The 22,252-nt window shown below is 59.4% G+C and carries 26 protein-coding genes and 1 pseudogene; 13 read left to right on the forward strand and 14 right to left on the reverse strand.

All coding sequences use genetic code 11. From position 1 onward, the window contains the following. Window positions 1-28 precede the first annotated feature (28 nt). The 6 genes from IV500_RS17220 to IV500_RS17245 are packed head-to-tail and all read right to left on the reverse strand — an operon-like array spanning window position 29 to window position 4,903. Window positions 29-793, reverse strand: coding sequence for a DUF8175 domain-containg protein (locus IV500_RS17220; protein ID WP_196398052.1), 765 nt, complete (start codon window positions 791-793; stop codon window positions 29-31). Between the two features lie 28 nt (window positions 794-821). Then, window positions 822-1,091, reverse strand: a complete 270-nt coding sequence (locus IV500_RS17225) for a hypothetical protein (RefSeq protein ID WP_196398053.1) — start codon at window positions 1,089-1,091, stop codon at window positions 822-824. A 14-nt stretch (window positions 1,092-1,105) separates the two neighbouring features. After that, window positions 1,106-1,720, reverse strand: a complete 615-nt coding sequence (locus IV500_RS17230; RefSeq protein WP_196398054.1) for a DUF6668 family protein — start codon at window positions 1,718-1,720, stop codon at window positions 1,106-1,108. A 37-nt stretch (window positions 1,721-1,757) separates the two neighbouring features. Further along, on the reverse strand, window positions 1,758-3,242 hold the full coding sequence (locus tag IV500_RS17235; RefSeq protein WP_196398055.1) for a chromosome partitioning protein ParA: 1,485 nt from the start codon (window positions 3,240-3,242) through the stop codon (window positions 1,758-1,760). Between the two features lie 42 nt (window positions 3,243-3,284). Next, window positions 3,285-3,824: a hypothetical protein gene (locus IV500_RS17240; protein WP_196398056.1), complete on the reverse strand. Its 540-nt coding sequence runs from the start codon at window positions 3,822-3,824 to the stop codon at window positions 3,285-3,287. Then, window positions 3,821-4,903: a CHAP domain-containing protein gene (locus IV500_RS17245; RefSeq protein WP_196398057.1), complete on the reverse strand. Its 1,083-nt coding sequence runs from the start codon at window positions 4,901-4,903 to the stop codon at window positions 3,821-3,823. Before IV500_RS17245 ends, IV500_RS17240 begins: the two co-directional genes overlap by 4 nt. Before the next feature lie 354 nt (window positions 4,904-5,257). Here IV500_RS17245 and IV500_RS17250 point away from each other — a divergent pair, with 354 nt between their 5' ends. The 11 genes from IV500_RS17250 to IV500_RS17300 all read left to right on the forward strand — a co-directional run bounded on the left by IV500_RS17250 (window position 5,258) and on the right by IV500_RS17300 (window position 16,145). Then, window positions 5,258-6,166: a MarR family winged helix-turn-helix transcriptional regulator gene (locus tag IV500_RS17250; RefSeq protein WP_196398058.1), complete on the forward strand. Its 909-nt coding sequence runs from the start codon at window positions 5,258-5,260 to the stop codon at window positions 6,164-6,166. A gap of 3 nt (window positions 6,167-6,169) precedes the next feature. Further along, entirely contained in the window at window positions 6,170-6,625 is a 456-nt protein-coding gene (locus IV500_RS17255; protein WP_196398059.1) for a M78 family metallopeptidase domain-containing protein, read from the forward strand. Further along, window positions 6,625-7,557, forward strand: a complete 933-nt coding sequence (locus IV500_RS17260) for a hypothetical protein (protein ID WP_196398060.1) — start codon at window positions 6,625-6,627, stop codon at window positions 7,555-7,557. The genes IV500_RS17255 and IV500_RS17260 overlap by 1 nt, the downstream gene beginning before the upstream one ends. A 14-nt stretch (window positions 7,558-7,571) precedes the next feature. Continuing rightward, a complete protein-coding gene (locus IV500_RS17265; protein WP_196398061.1) occupies window positions 7,572-8,705 on the forward strand; it encodes an alpha/beta hydrolase family protein in 1,134 nt (377 codons plus the stop codon). A 755-nt stretch (window positions 8,706-9,460) separates the two neighbouring features. Further along, window positions 9,461-11,125: a hypothetical protein gene (locus IV500_RS17270; protein WP_230855107.1), complete on the forward strand. Its 1,665-nt coding sequence runs from the start codon at window positions 9,461-9,463 to the stop codon at window positions 11,123-11,125. Between the two features lie 159 nt (window positions 11,126-11,284). Continuing rightward, a complete protein-coding gene (locus tag IV500_RS17275; protein ID WP_230855108.1) occupies window positions 11,285-12,208 on the forward strand; it encodes a ParA family protein in 924 nt (307 codons plus the stop codon). 182 nt (window positions 12,209-12,390) lie between these two features. Beyond that, a complete protein-coding gene (locus IV500_RS21630) occupies window positions 12,391-12,588 on the forward strand; it encodes a ParB family protein (RefSeq protein ID WP_281064064.1) in 198 nt (65 codons plus the stop codon). Window positions 12,589-12,912: 324 nt separating this feature from the next. Then, complete coding sequence (locus tag IV500_RS17285; RefSeq protein WP_230855109.1) at window positions 12,913-13,353, forward strand: VOC family protein; 441 nt, start codon at window positions 12,913-12,915, stop codon at window positions 13,351-13,353. Between the two features lie 15 nt (window positions 13,354-13,368). After that, the gene (locus tag IV500_RS17290; protein ID WP_196398063.1) at window positions 13,369-14,118 is read left to right on the forward strand and encodes a MerR family transcriptional regulator; all 750 of its coding nucleotides are present in this window, start codon (window positions 13,369-13,371) and stop codon (window positions 14,116-14,118) included. Between the two features lie 576 nt (window positions 14,119-14,694). Beyond that, window positions 14,695-15,816 carry a tyrosine-type recombinase/integrase gene (locus IV500_RS17295; protein WP_196398064.1) on the forward strand — a complete coding sequence of 374 codons (1,122 nt, stop codon included), beginning with the start codon at window positions 14,695-14,697 and terminating at the stop codon, window positions 15,814-15,816. After that, the gene (locus IV500_RS17300; RefSeq protein WP_196398065.1) at window positions 15,813-16,145 is read left to right on the forward strand and encodes a helix-turn-helix domain-containing protein; all 333 of its coding nucleotides are present in this window, start codon (window positions 15,813-15,815) and stop codon (window positions 16,143-16,145) included. The genes IV500_RS17295 and IV500_RS17300 overlap by 4 nt, the downstream gene beginning before the upstream one ends. 92 nt (window positions 16,146-16,237) lie before the next feature. On the opposite strand, the gene IV500_RS17305 is transcribed toward IV500_RS17300, so the two are convergent. Further along, window positions 16,238-16,501, reverse strand: a complete 264-nt coding sequence (locus tag IV500_RS17305; RefSeq protein WP_196398066.1) for a hypothetical protein — start codon at window positions 16,499-16,501, stop codon at window positions 16,238-16,240. A gap of 36 nt (window positions 16,502-16,537) precedes the next feature. Here IV500_RS17305 and IV500_RS17310 point away from each other — a divergent pair, with 36 nt between their 5' ends. Then, window positions 16,538-17,674, forward strand: coding sequence for a site-specific integrase (locus IV500_RS17310; protein WP_196398067.1), 1,137 nt, complete (start codon window positions 16,538-16,540; stop codon window positions 17,672-17,674). Between the two features lie 154 nt (window positions 17,675-17,828). Beyond that, on the forward strand, window positions 17,829-18,296 hold the full coding sequence (locus IV500_RS17315; protein WP_196398068.1) for a GtrA family protein: 468 nt from the start codon (window positions 17,829-17,831) through the stop codon (window positions 18,294-18,296). 149 nt (window positions 18,297-18,445) lie between these two features. On the opposite strand, the gene IV500_RS17320 is transcribed toward IV500_RS17315, so the two are convergent. The 7 genes and pseudogenes from IV500_RS17320 to IV500_RS17350 all read right to left on the reverse strand — a co-directional run bounded on the left by IV500_RS17320 (window position 18,446) and on the right by IV500_RS17350 (window position 22,115). After that, window positions 18,446-19,144: an MFS transporter gene (locus IV500_RS17320; protein ID WP_196398069.1), complete on the reverse strand. Its 699-nt coding sequence runs from the start codon at window positions 19,142-19,144 to the stop codon at window positions 18,446-18,448. A gap of 49 nt (window positions 19,145-19,193) precedes the next feature. Further along, window positions 19,194-19,373 (reverse strand): annotated as a pseudogene (locus tag IV500_RS22305) (hypothetical protein); the annotation flags it as partial. A gap of 273 nt (window positions 19,374-19,646) precedes the next feature. Then, window positions 19,647-20,021, reverse strand: a complete 375-nt coding sequence (locus IV500_RS17330; protein ID WP_196398070.1) for a VOC family protein — start codon at window positions 20,019-20,021, stop codon at window positions 19,647-19,649. 77 nt (window positions 20,022-20,098) lie between these two features. Beyond that, the gene (locus IV500_RS17335; protein WP_196398071.1) at window positions 20,099-20,806 is read right to left on the reverse strand and encodes a DUF998 domain-containing protein; all 708 of its coding nucleotides are present in this window, start codon (window positions 20,804-20,806) and stop codon (window positions 20,099-20,101) included. After that, a complete protein-coding gene (locus IV500_RS17340) occupies window positions 20,799-21,287 on the reverse strand; it encodes a DUF1579 family protein (RefSeq protein WP_196398072.1) in 489 nt (162 codons plus the stop codon). The genes IV500_RS17335 and IV500_RS17340 overlap by 8 nt, the downstream gene beginning before the upstream one ends. Beyond that, window positions 21,284-21,784 (reverse strand): SRPBCC family protein, encoded by a 501-nt coding sequence (locus tag IV500_RS17345; RefSeq protein ID WP_196398073.1) that lies wholly within the window; start codon window positions 21,782-21,784, stop codon window positions 21,284-21,286. Before IV500_RS17345 ends, IV500_RS17340 begins: the two co-directional genes overlap by 4 nt. Beyond that, window positions 21,774-22,115, reverse strand: a complete 342-nt coding sequence (locus IV500_RS17350) for an ArsR/SmtB family transcription factor (RefSeq protein WP_196398074.1) — start codon at window positions 22,113-22,115, stop codon at window positions 21,774-21,776. Before IV500_RS17350 ends, IV500_RS17345 begins: the two co-directional genes overlap by 11 nt. Between the last annotated feature and the right edge of the window lie 137 nt (window positions 22,116-22,252).

Genomic DNA, 22,252 nt, shown 5'->3' on the forward strand with positions numbered 1-22,252 from the left:
TATGTCCCCAAAACCGCATTCGGCCATATCAGACTCCGGACCAAAGGATAAAGCCGCTCAGATCGCTGATCTGTGTGGTCCCCGTGAAGGTAGTTCCGTCGTCCGCTGGTTTAACTTTCCAGTCCCCGCCCATCCACCGCATGGACAGAGTAAGGCGGGCATAGGCGCCTTTCTCGGTCTGAAAGGCAAGATCGATGTTCGCCTCTTCCGGGGTATAGGACTTGATCAGGAAACCGCGGACCTGAATCGGGGTGCTTGAACCCGAAGAACCCGAATCAGCAGCAGCTTGCTTCATAGCGGCATCCCTTCCTGCTCCAGGAACCAGCAGTTTTTCGGCTAATTGCCGCTCAAGTACCGAAGAACCTGATGAACCAAGGGCGGCGACATTCATTGCTGCGTACAAAGCCCCAGTGGGAGACTGCGCAAAGCAGGACCGAAAGCCGTTTTCGTCAGTTCTCCGTGGTCCAAAGGTTTTCGGATCAGTAGGCGTAGCAATTTTCCCGACAAGCTCCCACTTGGACTTCGGCGCAGTTCCCAGCGTCTTTTCCGACGACGAGGCCAGTCCGCAGACGCTCTTATTGGACGCTGTTGTCGCAGAAGTGCCGGGACTCGCTGCCGGTGCGCTGCTAGAGCCTGCGGCCGCTGGTGCCGGCTGTGCGTTGCTGTCGCCTTTGGGGAGTAGGAAGATGACGGCGGTGGCTGCGATCAGGGCGATGACCAGGGCGGCAGCAATGATGAACCCGGGTTTGGTGAACGGATTGGTCTCCGTGGTGCTCTCTGTTGACTGGCTCATGGTGAACCTCCCGTTGGTTGGTGCTGGCTTAGACGAAGGCGCGGACGATGCCTGCGGCGCTGGTGATGATGATGCAGCCCAAGAGGACCCAGCCGAGTTTGGCGAGGGCCTGGCCGCCCTCACCGCGCTGGAGCTGAATGACCATACCGATACCGACGATGATCACGCCCAGGACGCCCAGGACCAGACCGATACCGGAGGCCCAGTTCAGGATCGTGAGCAGCCCGCCGGCCTCGGGCGGGACGACCGGGGTGGGGTCGGGGATGACGTTTACTGCCAGTGTGGACAAGGAATTCATGAACGGGAGACCTTTCAAAAGGTGGTGCTGGGGGTGGTGTCGGTAGCCAAAGCGGTTAAGTCAGTGATGAAGCGTTGGTACTCCCGGTCCGGCGGCACGGTGGTGGAGCCCCCGTGCCGCCAGGCCTGGACCCAGGGCAGGATCCAGAGCCGGGGCGCTCCGCCGCCGATGATGGCGGCGAAGTCCCGCAAGGGTTTGGGAGTTTTCCCCGGGGCGTCAGCCAGGATCGCAAGGCCGAGCAGCTCAACCGCGGGTGCTGCACCTGAGGCCCATTGGGTCAGTGCGTTCCGGGCCGCTGTCAGGCCGTGCATGTCGGCCCGGCAGGCCAGCAGCACCCGCGGGGTGCTTCCCTCCTGGATGACGGGCCAGCAGTGATCGCTCACGCGTGCCCCGTCGATGAGGTCAGCGATGCGGCTTTCACCGGCTCCCCCATGGGCACCGGTGATCCACAGCACTGCGGAGCCGGAGACGGTGCGGCAGGCGAGGCGGTCTGCTGCGTCAGGTGCCACCATTCCCCGCAAGGGGGTACTGATCACCGTCGCAGGGAGCAGGTACGCGTCCGGGGCTGCCTCGCCCGCGCCTTCGGGGGTGGTTGGGTGGGTGAGCCAGGGGTTCAGGGACTGTTGCATGTTTCCTCCTTTCAACGTTTTTTCGTTGCTGAGTGCTTTAGAAGCCGGCAGCGACAGCGGCCGCTGCGGCCAACCACGCCCTTCGTGTGGCGGGTTGGAGGGCTTCGTAGCGGATAGGGCCGTTGACCAGGGCCGGATCGTAGGGAATCCGGACCACGGCCCGGACGAACGGTTCAAAACCGTCAGCGATCCGCTGCGCTTCGTCTTTGGCCCGTCTCACGGCGTCCCCGCTCATGTGGGGCTTGGAGTCAGTGGACTCGGAGACGATGACGACCGCGTTGCGGGCCAGCTCCGCGTCGTGGCCGCCACGGGATTCGAGCGTCTGCAGGGTCAGCCGGGCAGCTTCGGCGCGGTCCTCGATGGCGGTGACGGGGACGACGAGCTGGTTGGTGTGCTCGATCATCCGCCGCCAGTTCGCGGCCCGGGCCGTGTTACCGGAGTCCATGATCACCAGCCGGTAATAGCGGGTGAGGACCTGGTGGGCGATATCGACTTCCTCAGCGGTCACTTCATGATCGCCTTCTTCGTTTTCATCCGAGCGCAGGACATCGAATTTATCCCCCGTTTGGTGATGGACGAACTGGGCGATTTCGGCTGCGTTCGTTGCCGGGGACAGCAGCCCGGTTGAGGAATCAATAAGGTCCAGGACGCTGCGGTCGTGGGATCCTTTTTCTGTCCGCCATCCCAGGGTGCCTTGGGATTCGTTGTTGTCCCAGGCCACGGTGGCAGCCCCGCTGTAACGGGCCAGGATGGCCGAGAGCATCACCACGGTCGGGGTCTTGTTCGCCCCGCCTTTACGGTTGACCACGGCAATGGTGCGGGGACCGGGCCAGTGCTGGCTGACCATGCGGATATCCTCCCGCTCCGAAAGTTCTTCCGCTGAGGGGCCCAACCGGAGCCCCAGGCGCGTGAGGGTGCCGCGCCAGCCCTGTGTGGCCGGTTCCAGCACCGGGGCGCTGACCAGGAAGGAGGTTTCCTTCAAACTCCGCCGCGTCGGCGCCGTTTCTTCAGCCACTGCAGCCGGCTGCGGTCCCGGGGTGGCCGGCAACCCCCTGCTGCCGGAGGCGACTGAAGTGGGCGCCCCCGGTTGACGGTCCACCGGTGTGGCGGGGGCCGGAACCGCCGTGGGCGCTACGGCGGCCACCGGCTCAGGGACAGCAGCAGGTGCAGCAGGGACAGCATCAATTACGGCCGGTGCTCCGGTCTCGGGCGCGGTTTCCGGAGCATCTGCCCGGCGGCGGGTCGGATGCGCCTGGTAGGAGAGAGATTCAATCCTGTGATCCGGGTGCACGATCAGTTCACCGTGCCCTTCGGGATCCTCAATCCGGACCCGCACGGGGCGCTTCAACGTCTGCGCCTCGACCACCACCAGGGCCAGGGCATTGCGGCGAAGTTCCTGCACGGACTCCCCGGCAGGAACGACGCGGGAATTCCCCGCGACGATGACCTCCGCGGTCCCGTTAACGCCGACAATGGCCCTGATGCTGGGAAAAGCCAGGACCTCGGTTGGTGTAGTACCCATGAACTTCTTCCTTACCTATATGAGATGCAAAAAGTGCCGCGCTTAGGCGGCCGGTGGTGTGAGCCGGTTGACCTTCCACCCGGCGTCCTTGCCCCTGCGCAGCAGCTGCAGCGTGTAGGTCCCGGCATTGGTGGGGACCGCTGCCGTGACGCCGAAACCGTTCGCCTCATCAACGCTGAGCGTGGCCGGGCCGGTGACACGGTGAGCGGGTATGTTGGCCGGGTCAACGGCCGAGTAGTCGGCAATGGCCTGCGGGGTCAGCCACCGGGCAAGGTCATTGGCCCACTGCCTTTCCTCCACCGCCGGGCGGGCGAAATCCGCCATGGCTTTCCCTGCGACGTCCACAGCCCTGTCCTTACTGGCCTGATCCCAGCGGATACCCAGGGTCGCCGGGGCCGTTCCGCCAGGTGCCTGCGGCCCGCTGTTGGCGCTCAACGACACCGGCGCGGACGCGGTGGGGGCGGTGCTGGTCGCTGATTCCGCCGGCGCCGGGGTAGTAGTTGCTGCCGGTGCACACGAAACACAGAACACGGCCACGGTGCTGGCGACGGCGGCGGCGAGCAGGGTCAGGGGCTTTTTCACTTCTTCTCCTCTTGGCTGGGCAGGTACAGGAACGATGAGGGGACCTTGCTGGACACGGTCCGGGTGTAGTAGTTGTGGTCATCCGGGGCCGGCTTGCCGTTGTAGCCCTCTTCGACGTAGGTCCCGTCAGTGTTGACGGCCTTGACCACGGCGACATGGCCGAAGTTCGGGTCCGCTCCCCCGGTTCCCGGTGCGTACCAAACAACCGCACCAACCCTGGGTGTGTTGCCGGTAGGCCAGCCCTTGGCGTCCCACCCGGCCTTCCACGTCAAAGCCGAGCCAAGGACCTGCCCATCCGGGCGGAACGTGGCGTTAAGGAACTTAAACGGTGCACTCGTCGACCCCATCTGCTGGTTCACCCGCCACAAAGCGAAGTCCACGCACTCCCGGTAGTACATGCCCAACGGGGAAGTGCTGGCAGCACCGGCGCCAACCTGCACCCAGGTCGGAGAGTTCTTCCACGGGTAGTCATCCCCGGCACCGGACTGTCCAGGAATGGCGCAGCCGCTGCCTTCCACGGAGAACTGAGAGTTCGAAAGTGCCTGAACAATTTTGACGGCCTCGGGCCAATACTTCTGGTAGTGATATGGGTCCGCGTTGCGCTGAACCTTGCTGGCAGCCAGTGTCGGTTCCAACAACTCCCAACCAGCGACCCCCTGCAAAGCCTTAATGAAGTTGGTAGCGCTGATAGAGGGGTCCATACGGTCCGCGTAGGAGCCCCACGCGCCGTTATCACGCTGCTGAAACACCCCCCGAGAATCAGGACCGGCACCGTCACCGTAATCCAAAACACGCAATCCCGACTCCCCCAGAGCCACCATCACGCTGATCATCTGCCCCTTTACAGACAGACCCAGCACCTTTCCAGCACCCATGACCGCCGCCGCGTTCTTCAACTGCTCTTGGGTATAGCCCTCAACCTGGGTGTTGCCGTCAATGACGACGGAAACGGCCGGGCCGCAATCAGCAACGGCTGGCGCTGCCGGGGTCAACAGCAAGAACATGGTCATGATCGGCCCAAGGAACAGTGCAGGTACCGCGATAAGCGCCACGAGACCAAGCGATTTGGGTTGGCTCATGATCGTCCACTCATAACGAGACGTTCTCCAGGATGGGCCGTCATTGGCCGATCCGTACCGGACGGCAATGCCTCCATGACACCGCTCCCCTTTCATTGACCTCGGATGCCGGTAGTACGTCCAGCAGAGGCTGGTCCCCAGTGAGCTCAATTTGTGTCGGCCGCCGGTTCATGCAACCAATCTAACATAATGCACTGTACTTACATTGGAGCTGAGTAGTTCTAGCGTAGTGGCACTGTTTATATTGTTTCACTAGGCATATTCTCTCTATTTCGTAGCTTTGGGAGGGGTTGATAGTGCTGTCGCGCTAGACTGAGTCAAAGATTTTGGGAATATCACCGACGCTAGGGAGCTATGTCCGAACAACATCTGGCCCCGTCTGAGCTTCGGTATTTGCTTCTTGCCATCTCAAGAGAATGGGAACGGGCAGTTCTGGATCAGGGCAGCACCCGTGATCTAACGAGCGCTCAAGTCGAAATATTGTTGATGCTTAACGAGTCTGGTTCTCGTTCCATGCAAGAACTCGGGGACATGTTGCTTCTGAACCGAGACCCGTTCCGATCCGTTGACTCTCTAGTTGCAAAAGGGTTGGTGGAGAGAGGCTCTGGCACGGACAAAAGAAAAGTCTTGTGGTCGCTCACAGACAACGGAATAACTACCGCTGATTCAATAATTGCCGCTGATTTTGCGCTCTTGAAGAAGTTTGTAGGCCCACACCCAGCAGAACATACCAGCATGTTGGTGAGGCTGTTACGCGAACTTCAGATGACTGTGGCCCCGTCGAGCCTCCTTGAACAGCGTTTTGGAACTCAGCAAACCCCGGCGGCACAGCTCTTGGCAGCGTCGACAACATCGCAGACACAAAAGAATCGTTCCGAGTCTGTGTCCCTGCGCCTCCACAAGGTGATTGAAATTAAGGATGCCGGCGACTCACGCCAGGCATATGAGAAATACGGTCCCCTCATGGCCGAACGCAATATGACGATGAGCTATAAATCTTGGGAAACCCTCGTCGAACAGGGCGGTCCTGCTAGCGATTATTTTCTGAACTATCTTTCGGAAGTACTCACCGGAACAGTAAGTTATCTACTCACAGATGACGACGAGACTATTCGTGAGGTAGAAAATCGTATGCGAGCCGAGAATGCACTTTCTCTTGCTGGCGTCATCGGCTTCGGAGGCCGCGGAACATTGGACAGTGGGGCACTCCAAGCATTGGCAGAGCTCGTCCAAAAAAGACTAGGCACGTCTGAAAAGGACTGAGTCGTGCCACGGAAATATGACAACCAGCCGATCAGGATCTCGCCGCAGTCACGCATACGTGCCGAAGATGCGCTCAGCAAAATTCGGCTGTCTCCCGGTATGACCGCAAACGACGTCGTTGAAACTGTTGCGGAAGTAATCGGGAAACCGATCGTGCTCGAATCAACCGTGGACGACCGGTTTAAGACGACAACTGGTACTTTCGCCATCACTTTGGAGTTCGTTTTCATCGTCTTTCGTGGGATTGATCCTCACTCCTATCAGATGCATAGCCTCTTCCATGAGCTTGGACACCTGTTGTGCGGCCACACCAACTGCGAAAGACCAGCAACGGCTCCTGATTCGGATCCTACCCGGCAGCTGCTCTGGAATGAAGCTGAGAGGGAGGCGGAGTTCCTCGCCTACAAGATCGCCGCTCTTATCAGCCGAAAGCCGCGCAGCAGCCAGGCGTTTGGCTGATGAGGGAACCCTCCACGCTACTGCTCTACCTGACAGGGATTATTTTGGTGCTGCGGGCACCGTATGCCTTGCGGACCAAAGCTTCGCGGCCAGGATGGCTGGCTGGTACCTTCGGTTTGCTTGCGGTCATTTGCCTGGGCTTTGTTATTCCTATCCCCGAGCTTGACGCCGTGCTGGGCTCGGCCGGGTACTGGAACATACTCGGGTCGACTTCAGCCATTCTGTCCTTCCACTTCATGTACCAGGCGATTCTTATCCACACATCGAGAGAAGCCGCTCGGTTTTATTACCCTGGCCTGATGCTCGCTATCGCCTGTTGTTCAGCGTGCTTCGCTCTCATCGACGACAAGCAAGAAAGATTTGTGTCTGTTGAAGGCTTTATCGCCACACTCATCGACCAACCATGGACGGCTCTCTACCTCAGCATCTACTTGGGTAGCGTGGGGATCATTTCCTTGCTCTCGCTCTATGCGGTTTGGCAGACGGCACCGCGATCCAAAGTTTTTATTGCGGGGTTCTCCCTAGTAAGTCTTGGCAACGCGATCGATATCGGACTTCTCTGGCTTCAACACACGAAGATTGTCGGCCCCAATGTGCCGGCCTTTCTGTATAAGGTCTACATCGCACTATTTTTTGCAGGTGTCATCATTCTTTGTGGTGGGTTCCTGCGAGGGTCGTTCTACTCCCTGCTCAGATACCACCGATTCCTTTACTACGCAGTCAGAATCTGGAGAATACTGGCTCATACGGAAGCGAAATCCCCAAATTGGCTGGCAGTTTTCCTAGACCCCAAGAACGCTTGCTACCAAGGTCTGATCCTTGTCCGTGACTTCATGGCTCTTGGCGGGTTCATCCTTAACAGCTCGGAGTTGACGCTTACCCACAGGGCCGACGATCTTCTCACTGAATTCCCGCTCACGAACTCCTCTTGAAGTAAGGAACACGTATGTCCCCTAAAACATGGACTGGCATTATAATCGCCACCGCATTGTCAATGCTGATTATCGCGGTAGCAGCTCTAGGTCAAAAGATGACTGCCTGGAAAGATCCCAAGCAACGGGGGCTTACTGTCTCTGCCGATTACAGTGAAGTAACACTAGAGTCAGACGCAAAAACCACGGCTCCTGGTACCTACGGGATCCTCCTTAAGGACGCCCATCTAACGGTCGGAAAAGTCGTCTCACAGACGATCGGCGGTGAAGTAACACGCGAAATAACGCAGTGGAGCGGCTCACGCGCTACTGGCAGATTGCGCGGAGTATGGACTGGCCAAGCCATTGCATCACCGGACCAGCTGGGCATGGTTTTCGATGAGGTACGACTTGGCCAAGCAGAAAGAGAACTCCCAGCTTGGGTCTTCCGCCCGAAGAGCACGTCTGACGATATATGGGCCATACATATACATGGCCTCCGTTCCTCCCGGTCTTCGATGCTTCGCAGCGTGCCATCGGCCGCAAACCTCGGGATGGTTTCATTAGTGCCTTCCTTTTACGGAGACGCGGAGAACCATAGCAAGGGCCAGGTCTGTCACTACGGAAGACTGGAGGCCGCTGATGTTGAGAAAGCGCTAGGGTATGCAGCCGACCACGGCGCCAAGGCCATCTACCTCTTCGGGTGGTCCATGGGCGCGACGATTTCGCTTCTGCTCACTGAGACGTCTAAATACCGGCATCTGATCGCGGGATTGGTCCTGGTATCGCCAGGACCGAATACAGAAGCAGTCATATCCGAAAACGCCAAGACTGCGGGGCTTCCCAGGAGGATCGCTGCGTTGGTTCCGCGCATACTTTCCAGTCCATTACTGAGGCGGCTCACTTCGCTCACAGAACCCGTTGATTTCAAGAACCTGGATTGGACTCGTATCCCCAGCCGGCTCCGCGTGCCGGCACTAGTGCTTCACTCACCCGGAGATACTGAGGTGCCGTACTCGCTGTCACTCAAGTTTGCTGACTCTAACAACAACCTCGTCACGCTCAAGGAATTCCCCGCAGTCCCCCACCAATGCGAATGGAACTCCCTGCCGGAGAAATTCGAACACGAGGTGGAGTCCTGGGTAAGCACCATCAAGACGGCCCCCTGAAACTTTCGATCAGGCACAACCCGAGGTGTACTGTAGATGCAGTGCACTAAAATTATTACAGTGCACACGTTCTGAATGACCTATATCTGGCTGACGGAGCAGATATGGCCAAATCCTGATCGATGGAGAACAAAATGACCAGCGTGTCGGTAGGCCCAAATGCCTAGTCCTATGAATAGTCTGGTTTCTATGGGAAACGTACAGCGGCGTCCGCGCGGGTCAGGTCTGAGCAATGTCCAGACCAATTACTCAATTCCTGTCTCCTGCAAGACCAAGCTTCATGACATGTCGGACCGTATGGGCATAAGTGCATCCCAGGGTCTTGAACTTATCCTAGAACGCCTCGAGCTAGAGGCCGATGGATTGCCGGCCTGGGCCGACCGTAGCCAGATTCCGGAGGCTTTGCCTATCCAGAAGGCCAGTTAAAAGCAGAAGGCCCGCCTTGGCGGGCCTTCGTCTAAGTGTGTAGTTCAGATCCGAAATCTTGGCGGACGAAGATCTGAACATTTTGAACACCCACCCAGTGGGTGGACTTTGTTTTACCCATCCACGAGGGAAGGAATGACTCCATCGTACCCCACGTAGTTTCTTCGTCAATGCATGCCCACGCGAGTGTCGGCTCTCCGTCGACCCCCGGTGATGCATGGGCTCTTGCTCCACTGATCGCTGGTAACCCGTCATACCGGCTTGGTAAGTGGATAGGTTCCAGGTTCCAATACCCTCGGCCGAGGAACCCGCCGAGGATCACCGGGACATTGCCTGAGCGTCCAGCAGCAGTGATGATTCACGGCGCGGACGGTACCGTGGCCACACTCTGCATTGACTTGGATACATCCAAGGCCCTGCAGGGAGTGGTGGACGCTGACGCCCAGCGGCTGAGGATGCTGCTGAACGCGGCCGGGGTCATATTCGTGGAGGACTTCTCCCCCAGCGGCGGCCGGCACCTGTACATCCCACTGCAAAAACGTCTTGGCGCTGTCGAGGCCCGTGAGCTCGTTGAAGGGCTGGGCCGCATAGCCGCGAGTCTGGACCCGGGACCTCATCAGAACATCACGGATGGGTGTATCCGCGTCCCAGGATCTGCGCATAAGTTGGGTGGCCACCAAACCCTCGTCACTCCCCTGTCCCGCGCCTATGACATTATGCGTCGCCGCAATCCGGCCGAAGCAGTAGCGGCACTCCGAGCCGTACTGGCTCCTGAGTTGCTCCGTAACCAGACGCTGAAAGCACGTGTGGCCAAAGCTGCAGCGGCACCGCGTCCTTCGGCCACACAGCTGCCCTTGGGCGCTGGCAGCGAGTCCCCACTGCGCTGCACGGCTCGTACCGGTCTGTATGACACAGCCCGGTATGCCAGCGCCTCAGAGGCCCGCATGGCCGTCCTGAACCATTTCTGTGCCTGTGGCTGGACCCTGGAGCAGGTCCGGCGCGAACTCGGCGGGCAGTTCCCCGGCCTGGCCGCCCTCTACGCCAGCACCGGCAGGCAGGAACGCCTGCTCGAGGCCGAATGGGCCAAGGCCTGCGCCTGGATCCAAAAACCGGCCAACCCGAAGCAGCCCCGAAAGGGTGCCCATATTAACAACACAAGCCAGTCCTTACCCACAGGGGGGGCACTCGGATCCACCAGCACCGCTGGTGTGCACCAGCTCGTAAACGATCTGGAAAATGTCCTCTATGCGGTCCTGGACCACCGGCTGAAAGAACGCGGCCGGGAAGGGGTGAGCCTGCGGCTCCTTATCCGTGCGGTGCTGGGCTACATGCGGACCATGGAAACCAATGTCTTGGACGTAGGCTGCCGAACCTTCGCGGCCGCCCTGGGCAAGCACCACGTCACGATCGCACGGCTGCTGCCGGCCCTGGCCGCAGCCTCGGACGGAATCCTGTCCAAAGTCCTCGAGGCCCGCGGTCGTAACGCCGATACCTATCTGATCCAGCTCCCCCAGCACTTTGAACGACTCGCCCGGGACCTGTCTTGGCGCAGGGGCAAAATTCATGGCATCCGCCCCGTCTTTCGCGCCCTGGGTGACGTCGCCGCCCTCGTGTACGAAGCGATCGAACGTGGACGCCTCTCCCCCACCACCGCAGCCATCGTCCGATCTACAGGGCTCAGTCGTACCGCCGTGGAAACCGCACTGGCTACCATGAGCAGCTACACCATGATCGAACGCCGGCATGGACACTGGACCATTACGGCCGGAACCGGCCTGGCCGACCTGGCACGCCGCCTTGGGGCCCTTGACGACGCTGCAGAGCAGATTAGCCGACACCGCAAACAACGCGCAGCTTGGCACGCTTGGCTTGACCGTCACCTGGTACCTGAACTGGCCGAATACGAAGTCGATAGCCCCGAGGTGGATCTCTACTGGATTCCTCCCTCAGATGGGGAACTGGACTGGGGTGGGACGATATGGCGAGTGGCATGACGATTCGGGAAATTTGACAGGAAAGCCTTCATTGACTGTAAAGCAACTATTGACAGTAAAGAAGTCAATAGTTGCAAAGACAGTATAAACAGTAAAAAAGTCTTTGACACGATTACCTTCAAAGACGTCTAAGACAGTATTGACAGTAAGATGGGGTACATGGCAGCTACAACAGCATTTGACCGGACAGGCATGGACCGCATTTGCGGGTTCGTTAATGGCAAGGGAGGCGTGCTGAAGACGACACTGACGGCAAATGTCGGCGCCCTGCTCGCAACGTCCGGGTGGAAAGTCCTGCTCGTAGACATGGACCCGCAAGGAAACCTAGGTCTCGACCTTGGGTACAGGCACGGCACCCTTGATGACGACGGCAGCGCCCTTGCCCAAAGCCTTATGTTCGGGTCACGGCTGACGCCGCTGAAGGATATCCGTCCTAACCTTGACGTCATTCCTGGAGGGGCAGAGCTTGACCAAGCAGCGGCCGGCCTCATCTCGCAGGGCAGCAAAGACGGCAGCAAGGCCAAGTTGGCACTTGCTCGATCGCTCGCACCGATCGCCGCCGACTATGACATAATTTTCATCGACTGCCCGCCGGGCAACGAACCCCTGCAGGTTGCGGCCCTAGGTGCAGCCTCCTACGTGGTTGTACCAACCAAAACGGACAAGGCTGGACGCGAAGGACTCATCGGAGTCGCTAAACGCTTGGAAACAGTCATTGATGTCAATCCAAACCTCGATCTGCTCGGTGTGATCATCACTGCCACATCCTCTACCGCCACTAACGTTCACCGGATGACACGGGAAGCCATCGCCGAAACTTTCGGCACGGATGCCGTCCTTTTCACGGGAATGGTGCGTCACGCGGAAGCTCCGGCCCAGGCAGCCCGCGATAGGGGAGTATTGGTCCACGAACTTGAAGAACAAGTTAAGGCTGCCCCTAAATGGTACGAAGTACTGAAGGGAACAGCCCAAGCCGGGCAGAGCCAACCGCGGTCTGCCGGCAATGTTGCTGAAGACCTTTACCAGATTGCCCATGAACTCGTTGCCCGCTTGGAAGCAGCCGAGGAAAGGAATGCATCATGACTGAAAGTAACCGCAAACCGATCGGTGTACCGCCCCGCAGGCAAACTGGCAACCTTTCCGTGCAGAACCTGGTGAAGGCGAACAGAAGCCCCGGGACAAACGAAAGAAACACGAACGCAGCCTCTCCGATGTCGGCTCCTGGCCCGTTACCGGACACTGCGCCGAAGCAGGTCACGTTTTACATGGCCACGGATGACCTAAAGCGAGCGAAGGCGGCCTACACCGGAACCAGCGGCCAGGAGATGGATCGGAGCTGGTCCGACTTCGTTTCTCGCGCTGTCCTCAAGGAAGTGGAACGGCGTGAAGGCCTCTATAACGAAGGGGGCCGGTACCAGGGTGGGACACGGAATTTAGCTCCAGGCCGAAAGATTCGGCTTTGACCGCAATGCAGTCTTTGACAGTAATGCCGCCAAAGTAGGGAAGCAACGGCAGGGGATCGACCGGAAGTACTGACATGCAGGACCCGCAACCAGTACCGGACGAAAGGCCCGACCCTATGGAGGGGTGGCTTGTGAATTCGTGAAATATCCGACGCTAAGGATCGGGGCCGCCCGGATTCGATCAGTTCTGGTCAGGTGTGGATTCCTGGAACGTGGGCCGATTCGACCGGCTGGCTTGACTCTGCCGTAACGTCAACTGGAATGGTTGCGAACATGCCAGAGAAAACAGGACCGGCAGTCGATCGGTCGATCTACCCAATGCCCATGTTCATTAACTTCGTCGTCAGCGACCTTGCCGCCGCGGAAGCGTTGTACACCGAAGCTGGATTCGTGACTCTCGCGACGATCCCCGGACCTGGCAGCGTTCCCTCGCTTGTTCACCTGCGACGAGAGAAGTATCAGGACATCTTGATGACCCAAGGTGTTCCGGCACGCGGCACGACATCGGCGTCATTTGCCGCTGGCGACGTCGATCTGGCAGGAGTTGCCGACGGCCTCCGATCGGCGGGCGCTGATGTCGCCGGCCCGACCGACACTCTCTGGTTCACGACCGACGTCTCGTTCTGCGATGCAGACGGCAACACCGTGATTCTTACCGCGCCACGTGTTGCCGATCAGGCGCAGGCGCGGGCCTGGGCGAGTGATCAGATTTCTGGCGACTTCGAGATCCCCGAAGGATTCTCGTTCGACTCAACGTCCCGGTAGCAGTAAGGAACAACTATGCAGGAATGGCCGATCAAAGAGGTGGCCCGGGCGACCGGTCTCACCAGTCGAACACTTCGACACTATGAACAGATCGGCTTGCTCTACCCGTCACGGGTGGCGAGCAACGGCTATCGGTTCTATGGAGAAGCAGAGCTGTCTCGGCTCTACAGAATCCTCTCCCTGCGTGCCCTTGATCTGCCCCTCGCCACGATCCGAATCGCCCTGGACGACGACACGTCATTGGCCGAGACGATCCAAACCCACCTCGCGCTCCTCGAAGAGCACAGAGACCGAACCAATCAACAGATCACCGTCGTCAGGCAAACACTGCAGGCGGTACAGAAAGGCCAACAGATGAGCATCGAAGAGGTGTTCGCTGGCGTCGACCAGAGCCAGTACGAGACCGAAGTACGACAGCGCTGGGGCGATGACGCCTGGGAACGCAGCGCGAAGCGTCGAGACCAGATGACGGACGAAGGACGTAGGGCTGACGATGAGCGCAGCCTGGACGTGAACGCTGCACTCCGCGAGGCAGCCGAATCGAACGTGGACCCAACATCGGATGCATTTCAGACTATCGTCGGGGACCACTACAGGTGGGTCACGGAGTACTGGAACGGCCGGAAGCCTGACAGGGACGCCTATGCCGGGCTTTCCCACCTTTACGTCACTGACTCACGTTTCGCCGCCACATACGGCGGTCAAGCCAACGCCGAAGTCATCCGCACCGCGATTCAGTCCTGGATCGAAACGAACCTGCCATAGAGCGCCCGGTGCCAGGCACCCAAAACCCGGCGCCGAAACTCTCGTTGCCCGAAACCAGTCCGGGCCTGGGACTCATTTCTGGCGTATCCCCTGACGAGTGAGGTCCGCATGCCCGCAAACGATCGTTCGCAAGACACAGTTCGAGGTCTCATCCAGGTCAACAAATACAAGGGTCCACTGTGTAACGGTTGCCGTGTACGCACCAAAGCAACGCACACCTCCCTTCGCGATACACCAATGCAGACAGCAACCTCGCGTGGCCACGAGCCGGCCCGTTGTCACGCCCTCACCTGATCGCTTCTGTTGAGATATCACGCTAACGTCGGATATTTCACTTTTTCACATTCTGGCCGCAATTTCATCTGATGTTCTACTGCGGTCGGTTTGAACATTCTTGGGCCTTTGGGCGTCGGTGCAGGTCAGGGCCTCAATGTGGCCGCGGGTTGCCACCGAGTGATGCTGTCGATATAGCCTGCATGCGTCTTTTGAAATGCTTCTGACCTGCGCCGTTGCATTCAAATTGCATCTGATGAAGGATGTGTTCATCTGATGTAAGCGGTAGAGGGGTGGTTTTTGATGATCGGGAACAGCTTTGCGCCGGGGGCGGTGAGTCTGCATCTGATCGGTGATCTTCCGTTGCTACGGCCGGAGGAGCAAGTTTTCACGGCCATGTTGGACGGCTGGCGTAACCAGCAACTTGCTCGGAACTTGGCGTTCTCCACCATCGAGGGACGTGAGAAGGCGGTGCGGGCGTTCTTCCACCACGCGGATGCTTTCCCGTGGTCTTGGACGCCACAGATGGTTGATGAGTGGATGGGTGATCTACGTTCGGTCCGGAACCTGCACCGCTCCACGCTGCGGAACTATCAGGGGACCATTCGCGCTTTCTGCTCGTTCGTGACTGACCCGGGCTATGGATGGGCTGCCATCTGTCAGGAACGCTTCGGCACCCACCCGGTGCAGGTGATCCACGAGTGGAATGCGGCCGTGCATGTTCAGGAGGCCGAATCTGGCCCGATCAAGCGTGCTTTCACTCGCGATGAGCTGCAGATGTTCTTCGATTATGCCGATGAACAGGTTAGCCGAGTGCGCGGGCGTGGTCGCAAGGGCTGGCTGCCAGCGTTCCGTGACGCGATGCTTTTCAAGACCGCGTACGCCTTCGGTCTGCGCCGCAACGAGGCGCGGATGCTCGATGTTGTGGATTTCGGTCGCAACCACCGGGGACCGGAGTTCGGGGAATACGGTGTCCTCTACGTCCGCCACGGCAAAGCTATGAAGGGCTCCCCGCCCAAGCGCCGCAGTGTATTGACGGTCTTTGATTGGTCGGCGGAGATCTTGCAGCAGTGGAATGAAGAGGTCCGTCCCTTGTTCCCCACCGCCGGCTCCGGGGCGCTGTGGCCGTCGGAACGTTCCACACGCGTGGGCTTCACCCAAATGAACACCCGCTTCGGTACCTATCGGGACAGCCTTGGCTTGGATAGGGGGCTGGATTTTCATTCCTTTCGACGCTCCTACGTTACGCACTTGATCGAGGACGGCTGGGATGCCCGGTTCGTTCAGGAACAGGTCGGCCACGAACACGCGTCTACGACCTCGATCTACACTTGTGTTTCTTCCGATTTCCGCACCCGGACGCTTCGCCGGGCACTGGACGCTACGATGGAGGCCGCCCTGCGGCCAGTAAGGAAACCGCAATGAAACGCCAGGTCAGTTACCAGTGGAGGCTGCGGGAGGTCATGGCCACCCGCGGGATCTTCACCGCCTCGGATCTGTTCCCACTGTTGGCACAGCGCGGTATCGAGTTGTCATCGGTGCAGGTCTGGCGGCTGGTCACCCAGGTCCCCGAGCGACTCTCGCTGCCAGTCCTCGCCGCCCTGTGCGACATCCTGGATGTGACACCTGCAGAGCTGATCGCCACACGGGCAGAGACGGTGGCCGCGCGCCGTACGGCCGTCGGTGGCGCCGAGGTCGTGGACCTTGCCGCGACCATCCGGCCCAAGCGTGCCAGGATCAAACCCGAGCGGTGAACCCCTCATACGATACTCGTGAGAAGTATGAGCGGTGGCATATACGCATCTGTGCCCGCTGCGGACGACGGGCCGCCAAAGCCGCGAACTGGTCAGATGGGCCAATCTGCCGGAACTGCCTGGACAAGGCCACCCGCAGCTACGGCCCCTGCCCCAGCTGCGATGTGGAGCGTCTGCTGCCAGGACGAAGCAGCGCTGGCGCGCCGGTCTGCCGTGACTGTGCGGGAATTACCCGCGATTTCTTCTGCAACCGCTGCGGCTTTGAAGGACGATTGCTCGGCGGAAGACTGTGTGAACGATGCACCCTCACCGACCGTCTCACCGAACTGTTTGATGACGGCACCGGAGAGATCCATCCACCGCTACTTCCGCTGTTTGATCAGCTGAGAACCATGCAGCGGCCAATCCTGGGGCTGGGCTGGATCCAGAATGCCCAGCCCAGGACCCTGCTCAGAGATCTTGCCACGGGCCGGCTCGCCCTGACTCATGAAGCATTCCAGCAACTACCCAATTGGAGAACGGCGGCCTACCTACGCGATCTGCTCATGCAAAGCGGCGTCCTGCCCCTCAAAGACAGGCAACTCCTGCTCTTTGAACGGTGGCTGGAGATCCATCTGGACGCAGTGACTGATCCCGAACATGCCAGACTACTGCGCCGCTTCGCCATCTGGCACCAACTCCGCAAACTACGGGCCAAAGTAGCCAATGCCCCTCTGGGCAATTCACCGGCCAGGGAAGCCCGCGAGCAACAGATCCAGGCCTTGGCGTTACTGATCTGGCTCACCCGCCGCGGCACCGCCCTCAATGACACCCAGCAAGCCGATCTAGACACCTGGCAAAGCAAGAACTACTTCACGCGCCGACCATCCCACGCATTTCTGACCTGGTGCATGAACAACAACAACATGCCAGTACTGAGCATACATACCCGCCAGACAGCGCCACAGCCGCCAATGAGTCAACACCACAGAATCAGTGCCATCCAACGCCTCCTCACCGAGAAGACCATCTCCTTGCCCGCCAGAATTGCGGGCCTGTTGGTCCTGCTCTACGCCCAACCAGCAACACGCATCGTCAAACTCACGATCAGCGACATCATCAACGACGGTAACACCACCACAATCCGATTCGGAGATCCTCCCACGCCGGTGCCCGCCCCGATCGCCCGGCTCCTGCAGGAATACCTGGCAAACCGACCTAACCTAGACACGGCAACCAACCCCGGATCCCACTGGCTATTCCCGGGACAACGCGCTGGACAACCCATTCACCCGGTCACCCTGCGCAGCTTCCTCCACAAACTCGGCATCCCACCCCAACGCGGACGAACCTCCGCACTACGACACTTGGTACTCCAGATCCCGGCCCCCGTCCTAGCCCAGGCACTTGGCTACCACCACACCAGCACCACCAGAATCGCCGCACAAGCCGGATCACCCTGGGCCAGCTACGCAGCAGGAAAACACAACTGCGGAGCCCCAGAACCAACACGACAATACGGAACTCGCCCCGGAGTTCTGGGTGGGTAGTCAAGCCCGGCACTCAGTTATGGTGGAAATGAGACTTTCCCGACCGACCGGGTAATCCCATCTCTTCAATAGCCAAATTGGCAAACCCTCGGAAGGAAACGTGCGCACACTAGCGACCCGAATCACAGGTCTCATAGGTCTCCTCTGGAGAGAGGTGGCAAAGTTTGGCCTGGTCGGCGGGCTTGGTTGGATCATAGACAACGGCATCTATGCTGTTCTATGGCATGGCCCGATGAATGACAGCACAGTCAAAGCCCGGATTGTCTCCACAGGCGCGGCGGTCCTATTTTCATGGTTCGCCAACCGCTACTGGACATTCCGTCACAGAAGATCGGCGCAGGTCTGGAAGGAATTCTCACTCTTCTTGGCCATGAATGGGATCGGACTGGCGATCGCACTCATCTGTCAGCTGATCTCCCGGTATGTCTTAGGCTACCAATCGTTCACGGCTGACTTCGTTTCAGGCGGAGTCATCGGCATGATTTTGGGAACCATCTTCCGGTTCCTGGCCTACAGATTCTTCGTCTTTAATGAAGAGCTCAATGAGGACCCCGCTTTCGCCCATGACCATGAAGCGTTTGAGCCAGAATCCCCAACGACACCAAAGATTCACTCGCTATAGGGGGCTCGCTTGAGAAGACCGGACCTCAGAGCACGCTGAGCCAAGTCGGTGGCGACTCATACCCGCCACATCCAGCAAATCACCCCGAGAGCAGCTCCACAAACAGAAGCAAGACACCATACGAATACAGACCACTTGAATAACGGTCACTACCAGTAAGCCACCCCACCGGTTAGGACGATGGCTGCGGTGTGGGTTGCCGCCGCGATCGGCAATCCGATGAGTCCCACCGCTAGCAGGGTGAGGCCGATCAGCTGTGACTTCTGGGCGCTCAGGGAGGAGAACACGAGTTGGCTGGCGAGTTGACTGATGCCGGAGCAGACCAGGATGAGGCCGGCCACGAACCCGGCCAGGAGAATGTTTCGGCTCCCGGTGAACGCTTCCACGTAGGAAGGGGCCAGGGCTAGAAACAGTGCGGTGACGGCCCAGGCGACGAGGCTCACGGATGAGGCGGCCGCGAATGAGCGTTTAAGGTGCGCGGGGACGGCAGGCCAGGTGGGCCTCCATTGGCGTCCGGTGGTGCCGAGGGTTGCCGGGGTCCGTCGGATGACGAGGGCGCTGACGATGAGCAGGACGGTTTCGATCCAGAAGATCAGGGTGAGCGGTGCCGGCAGGTAATCGGCGAACAGCCCGCAGAGGATCGGTCCGAGTCCGCCGCCAGCGGCGGTCATCGCGGTTACGGCAAGGGATGCCCGATGCCGGTTCCTGGTCGGCTCGGTGGCCAGCAATGCGGCGGTGAAAGCCCCGGATGCCGCACCGACTGCGAGCCCCTGGAGGGCGCGGGCGACAAGGAGCCATCCGATCCCGTCGGCGAGGGCGAAAAATACTGCGGCCGCCGGAACCGGCATGGTCTTCGTGGAAGTGGGTCAGCACGATCTGTTCAATGTCGTGGGGCGTTCGGTGAAGCTGATCCAACACCTTGATGATTCCTGAGAGCGAGTCCGGCCATCCGGTATCGATAACGGTGATGCCGTCAGGCCCCAACCAGAGGTAGAGGTTTAACAAGTGCGCCCGCTCGTCCAAAATCCTCACGCAGAAGAGGTTCTCAGCGATTTCCTGATCGATTCGGACGCTCACAGGTCCTCCTTATTTCGTGGGTTGAAGTGATTGGCTGGTTTCGGCGGGCCAGCGAAGATACCCATATCCTGCTTGATGAGGTCGGCGTGGACGTGAAAATTGATCGGCGACACCCTTCAGCGTCAGCGGGTGTGCGGCCGTGAGGTCAACGAGTCTTCGGCGCGCCGGAGGGAGAGCGCATGGAACAGAAGCGACCGTGCCTCGTCTGCTTCGGGTGTCTTCCTGGTCGTCGAACGCTGCACGATAAGTCGACTCGGGTGCGCGATTCGGCTCCTAGCGCTGACCCATTTGTTGCAGAACCCACGAGTTACCGTCCGGGTCGCTGAAGTATGCGAATTTGACGCCTCCCATATCGCTTATGTCGCTAATGTCCGCGCCTCGGCTGCGGAGCAGATCGCGTGCTGCGGCGATGTCGTCAACGACAAGGTGTAGGCCCTGGACTGTTTGCCCATCCGGTGTGTCTGCGCTCATTCCTGACCCGATGACGACGGAGCACGCGGAGCCTGGTGGGGTGAGTTGCACGATTCGCATTCCGTTCCCGGGTTCGACATCGTGATCCAGGGTGAAGCCGAGAATGGTGGTGTAGTACGACTTGCTGCGGTCGACGTCTGTGACCGGTAGCGGGATGAGCTCAAGTTTCATATCCATTGGAATGCTTCCTGGTAGGGGCCGCGCTGATTCGAGTAGCACGGCCGGTGTGTTAGTCGGTGTTAGCTTGGACCAGTTCAGGCACGAGCGGCTGACTCTCCTTGTTCGATCAAGCGCGTAGTGCCTTGTTGAGCGCCTTGGTGTTGTTCGAGGCGGAGTGCAATGGCGGACACGGAGCCGGTGATGAAGATTGCTGCTCCAAGTAGTGGCAGTCCGCCATGCCCGGTCGGCATGAGCGCGCCTCCGAAGGCGACAAAGGCGATGATGAGCGCGGCGCTTGCCGCGATACTGATCGTCCAGCTTCGGGCGTGGTCGGCAGCGAATTTTCGGACGAAGACGAAGCAGAAAGCCACAATGCATAGGGCCAGAGCGGAAAACGCGATGCTGTGGATGTTCGAGGGCGTGCTTTGGATTTGCGGTACCCCTGTAGGAGATCCGGCGGGGAATCCGAGCTGGGGATCGGGATGGTTGAGTCCAGTGACAATGAAGAGGATCCCGAAGACTGCCATCAGAATGGGTCCCCAGGTTCCTGCCTTTTCAGGGTGTAGTTGCCGGCGTACGCCCACCGCGAACGCCAAGGCGAGGACGCCTGTGACGACGAATGTGATGGTTTGCACCCATCCGGCGGCACCGACGAGTAGAAGGCTGACTTCATGTTTGGTGAGATCTAAGCCAGGTCGAGTCATCGCTTGGAGGAGGGATACGACGATGAACCACGGCCCGATCGCGATGCCGGCGATCAGGAGGGCCCGCGTTGTCGATTTGCCGGCTGATGGATTAGTCATTCGTCCGCTCGCTCACGATCCCATACGCGACGTTGGCTGTGGGATCAGCCCCAGGATTGGGAATCCATCCGCCGGAGAACGATCTGATGTTTCCTTTGAAGGTGGAATCGAGCGGTCCGTAGTTAACGCTTATGGTGAGGACATCGCCGTCGATGCCCCACCGGTAGGGCCACGGGTCCGGTGCCAGGTTCGAGTACACGGAGGACTCGAGGGCTTGCGATTGCGCGTTGTATCCGATGATCTCTCGGCTCTCGATGAGAGTGTCCATGAAGTTGATCGCCGCGTCCTGTTGCAGAAAGAATCCGCCGGAGAGCCAGGAAAACGTGGTGCGGCCGGTGATGGTCACTTCATCACTGCCGGACAGGTGGCCCCTTAATAGCCAGGTGCCGACGAGCGGTTGCAGGGCTTTCAATGACGGGTGACGTGTGGGAATGAAGGGCTCGGTGATGGCGAAGGAGCCTTCCGGGGTGAGGTCGGTCATGCCGACACCTCCTGATCTGCGAGGCGATCGGCCATCTTGTCGAGCGACTGGTGCATCCCCGCGTAAGCGAAGACGGACATCAGGCTCTTCGTCCAACCCTTCTCGGTAATCGTCAGTTCCGTCAGGCCATGGACGTCTCGCAACTCTACGATCGTGTGCACATCCTGAGAGAAGCCGGCAGGCAGTTCGTCGTCTGGAAGAGGCTCACCGACCGCATTTGTGAGATTTTGGGTGAACTCGAGCCGCTCCAAGGGATCGATTCGTTTGTACACACCGCCGGTGTAACTCACAGCTCCGCCTTGCTCCGCGGGGGATCGCATAGCGAAAAGATACGACCCACCTTCTCGCAGGTCGATTTTCGCTGACGGTGACGAATAGTCCTCGGGACCCCACCATCTTGTTACCGCTTTCGGATTGGTCCATAGTGTCCACACTGTCGACACCGGCGCATTGAGAATGCGGGTGATCACGATGTCCCGGGTATCACTAGTTAGCACTGTCTACTCCTTCGTTGAGTTGCGCGATGTACGTCTCCATCGCGTCGAGCCGTGCGTCCCATTGGCGCACGCGGATGGATAACCACTTCTCGGTTTCGATGATCGCGGCTGTGTCCAAGTAATAGATTCTGGATTGAGCGCGCTTTTCGACGCGGACGAGTCCCGCGTTGCGCAGCACCTTCAGATGTTGCGAAACCGCAGAGGCGGTACTGCTGAACACTCGGCTGATTTGCGTTGCGGACAGCGCCCCACGTTCGGCGAGCAGATCGACGATGGTTAACCGGGTTGGGTCGCCAAGCGCCGCGAAGATAGCTGGTTGACTGATGCTCATAGTGGCAATGTACAGTGACAGCTTAATTAAGTCAAACCTTAAATAGGTTCTGCGAGAGATTCGGCGACGAGGTTGATAGCTGCAATTTTGAGAGCCTGGCAGGCGGTCGGGGATTGGCTGAAGTCGTTGTGGTAGGG

It is taken from the genome of Arthrobacter terrae, from assembly GCF_015708085.1.
Lineage (GTDB): Bacteria > Actinomycetota > Actinomycetes > Actinomycetales > Micrococcaceae > Arthrobacter_M > Arthrobacter_M terrae.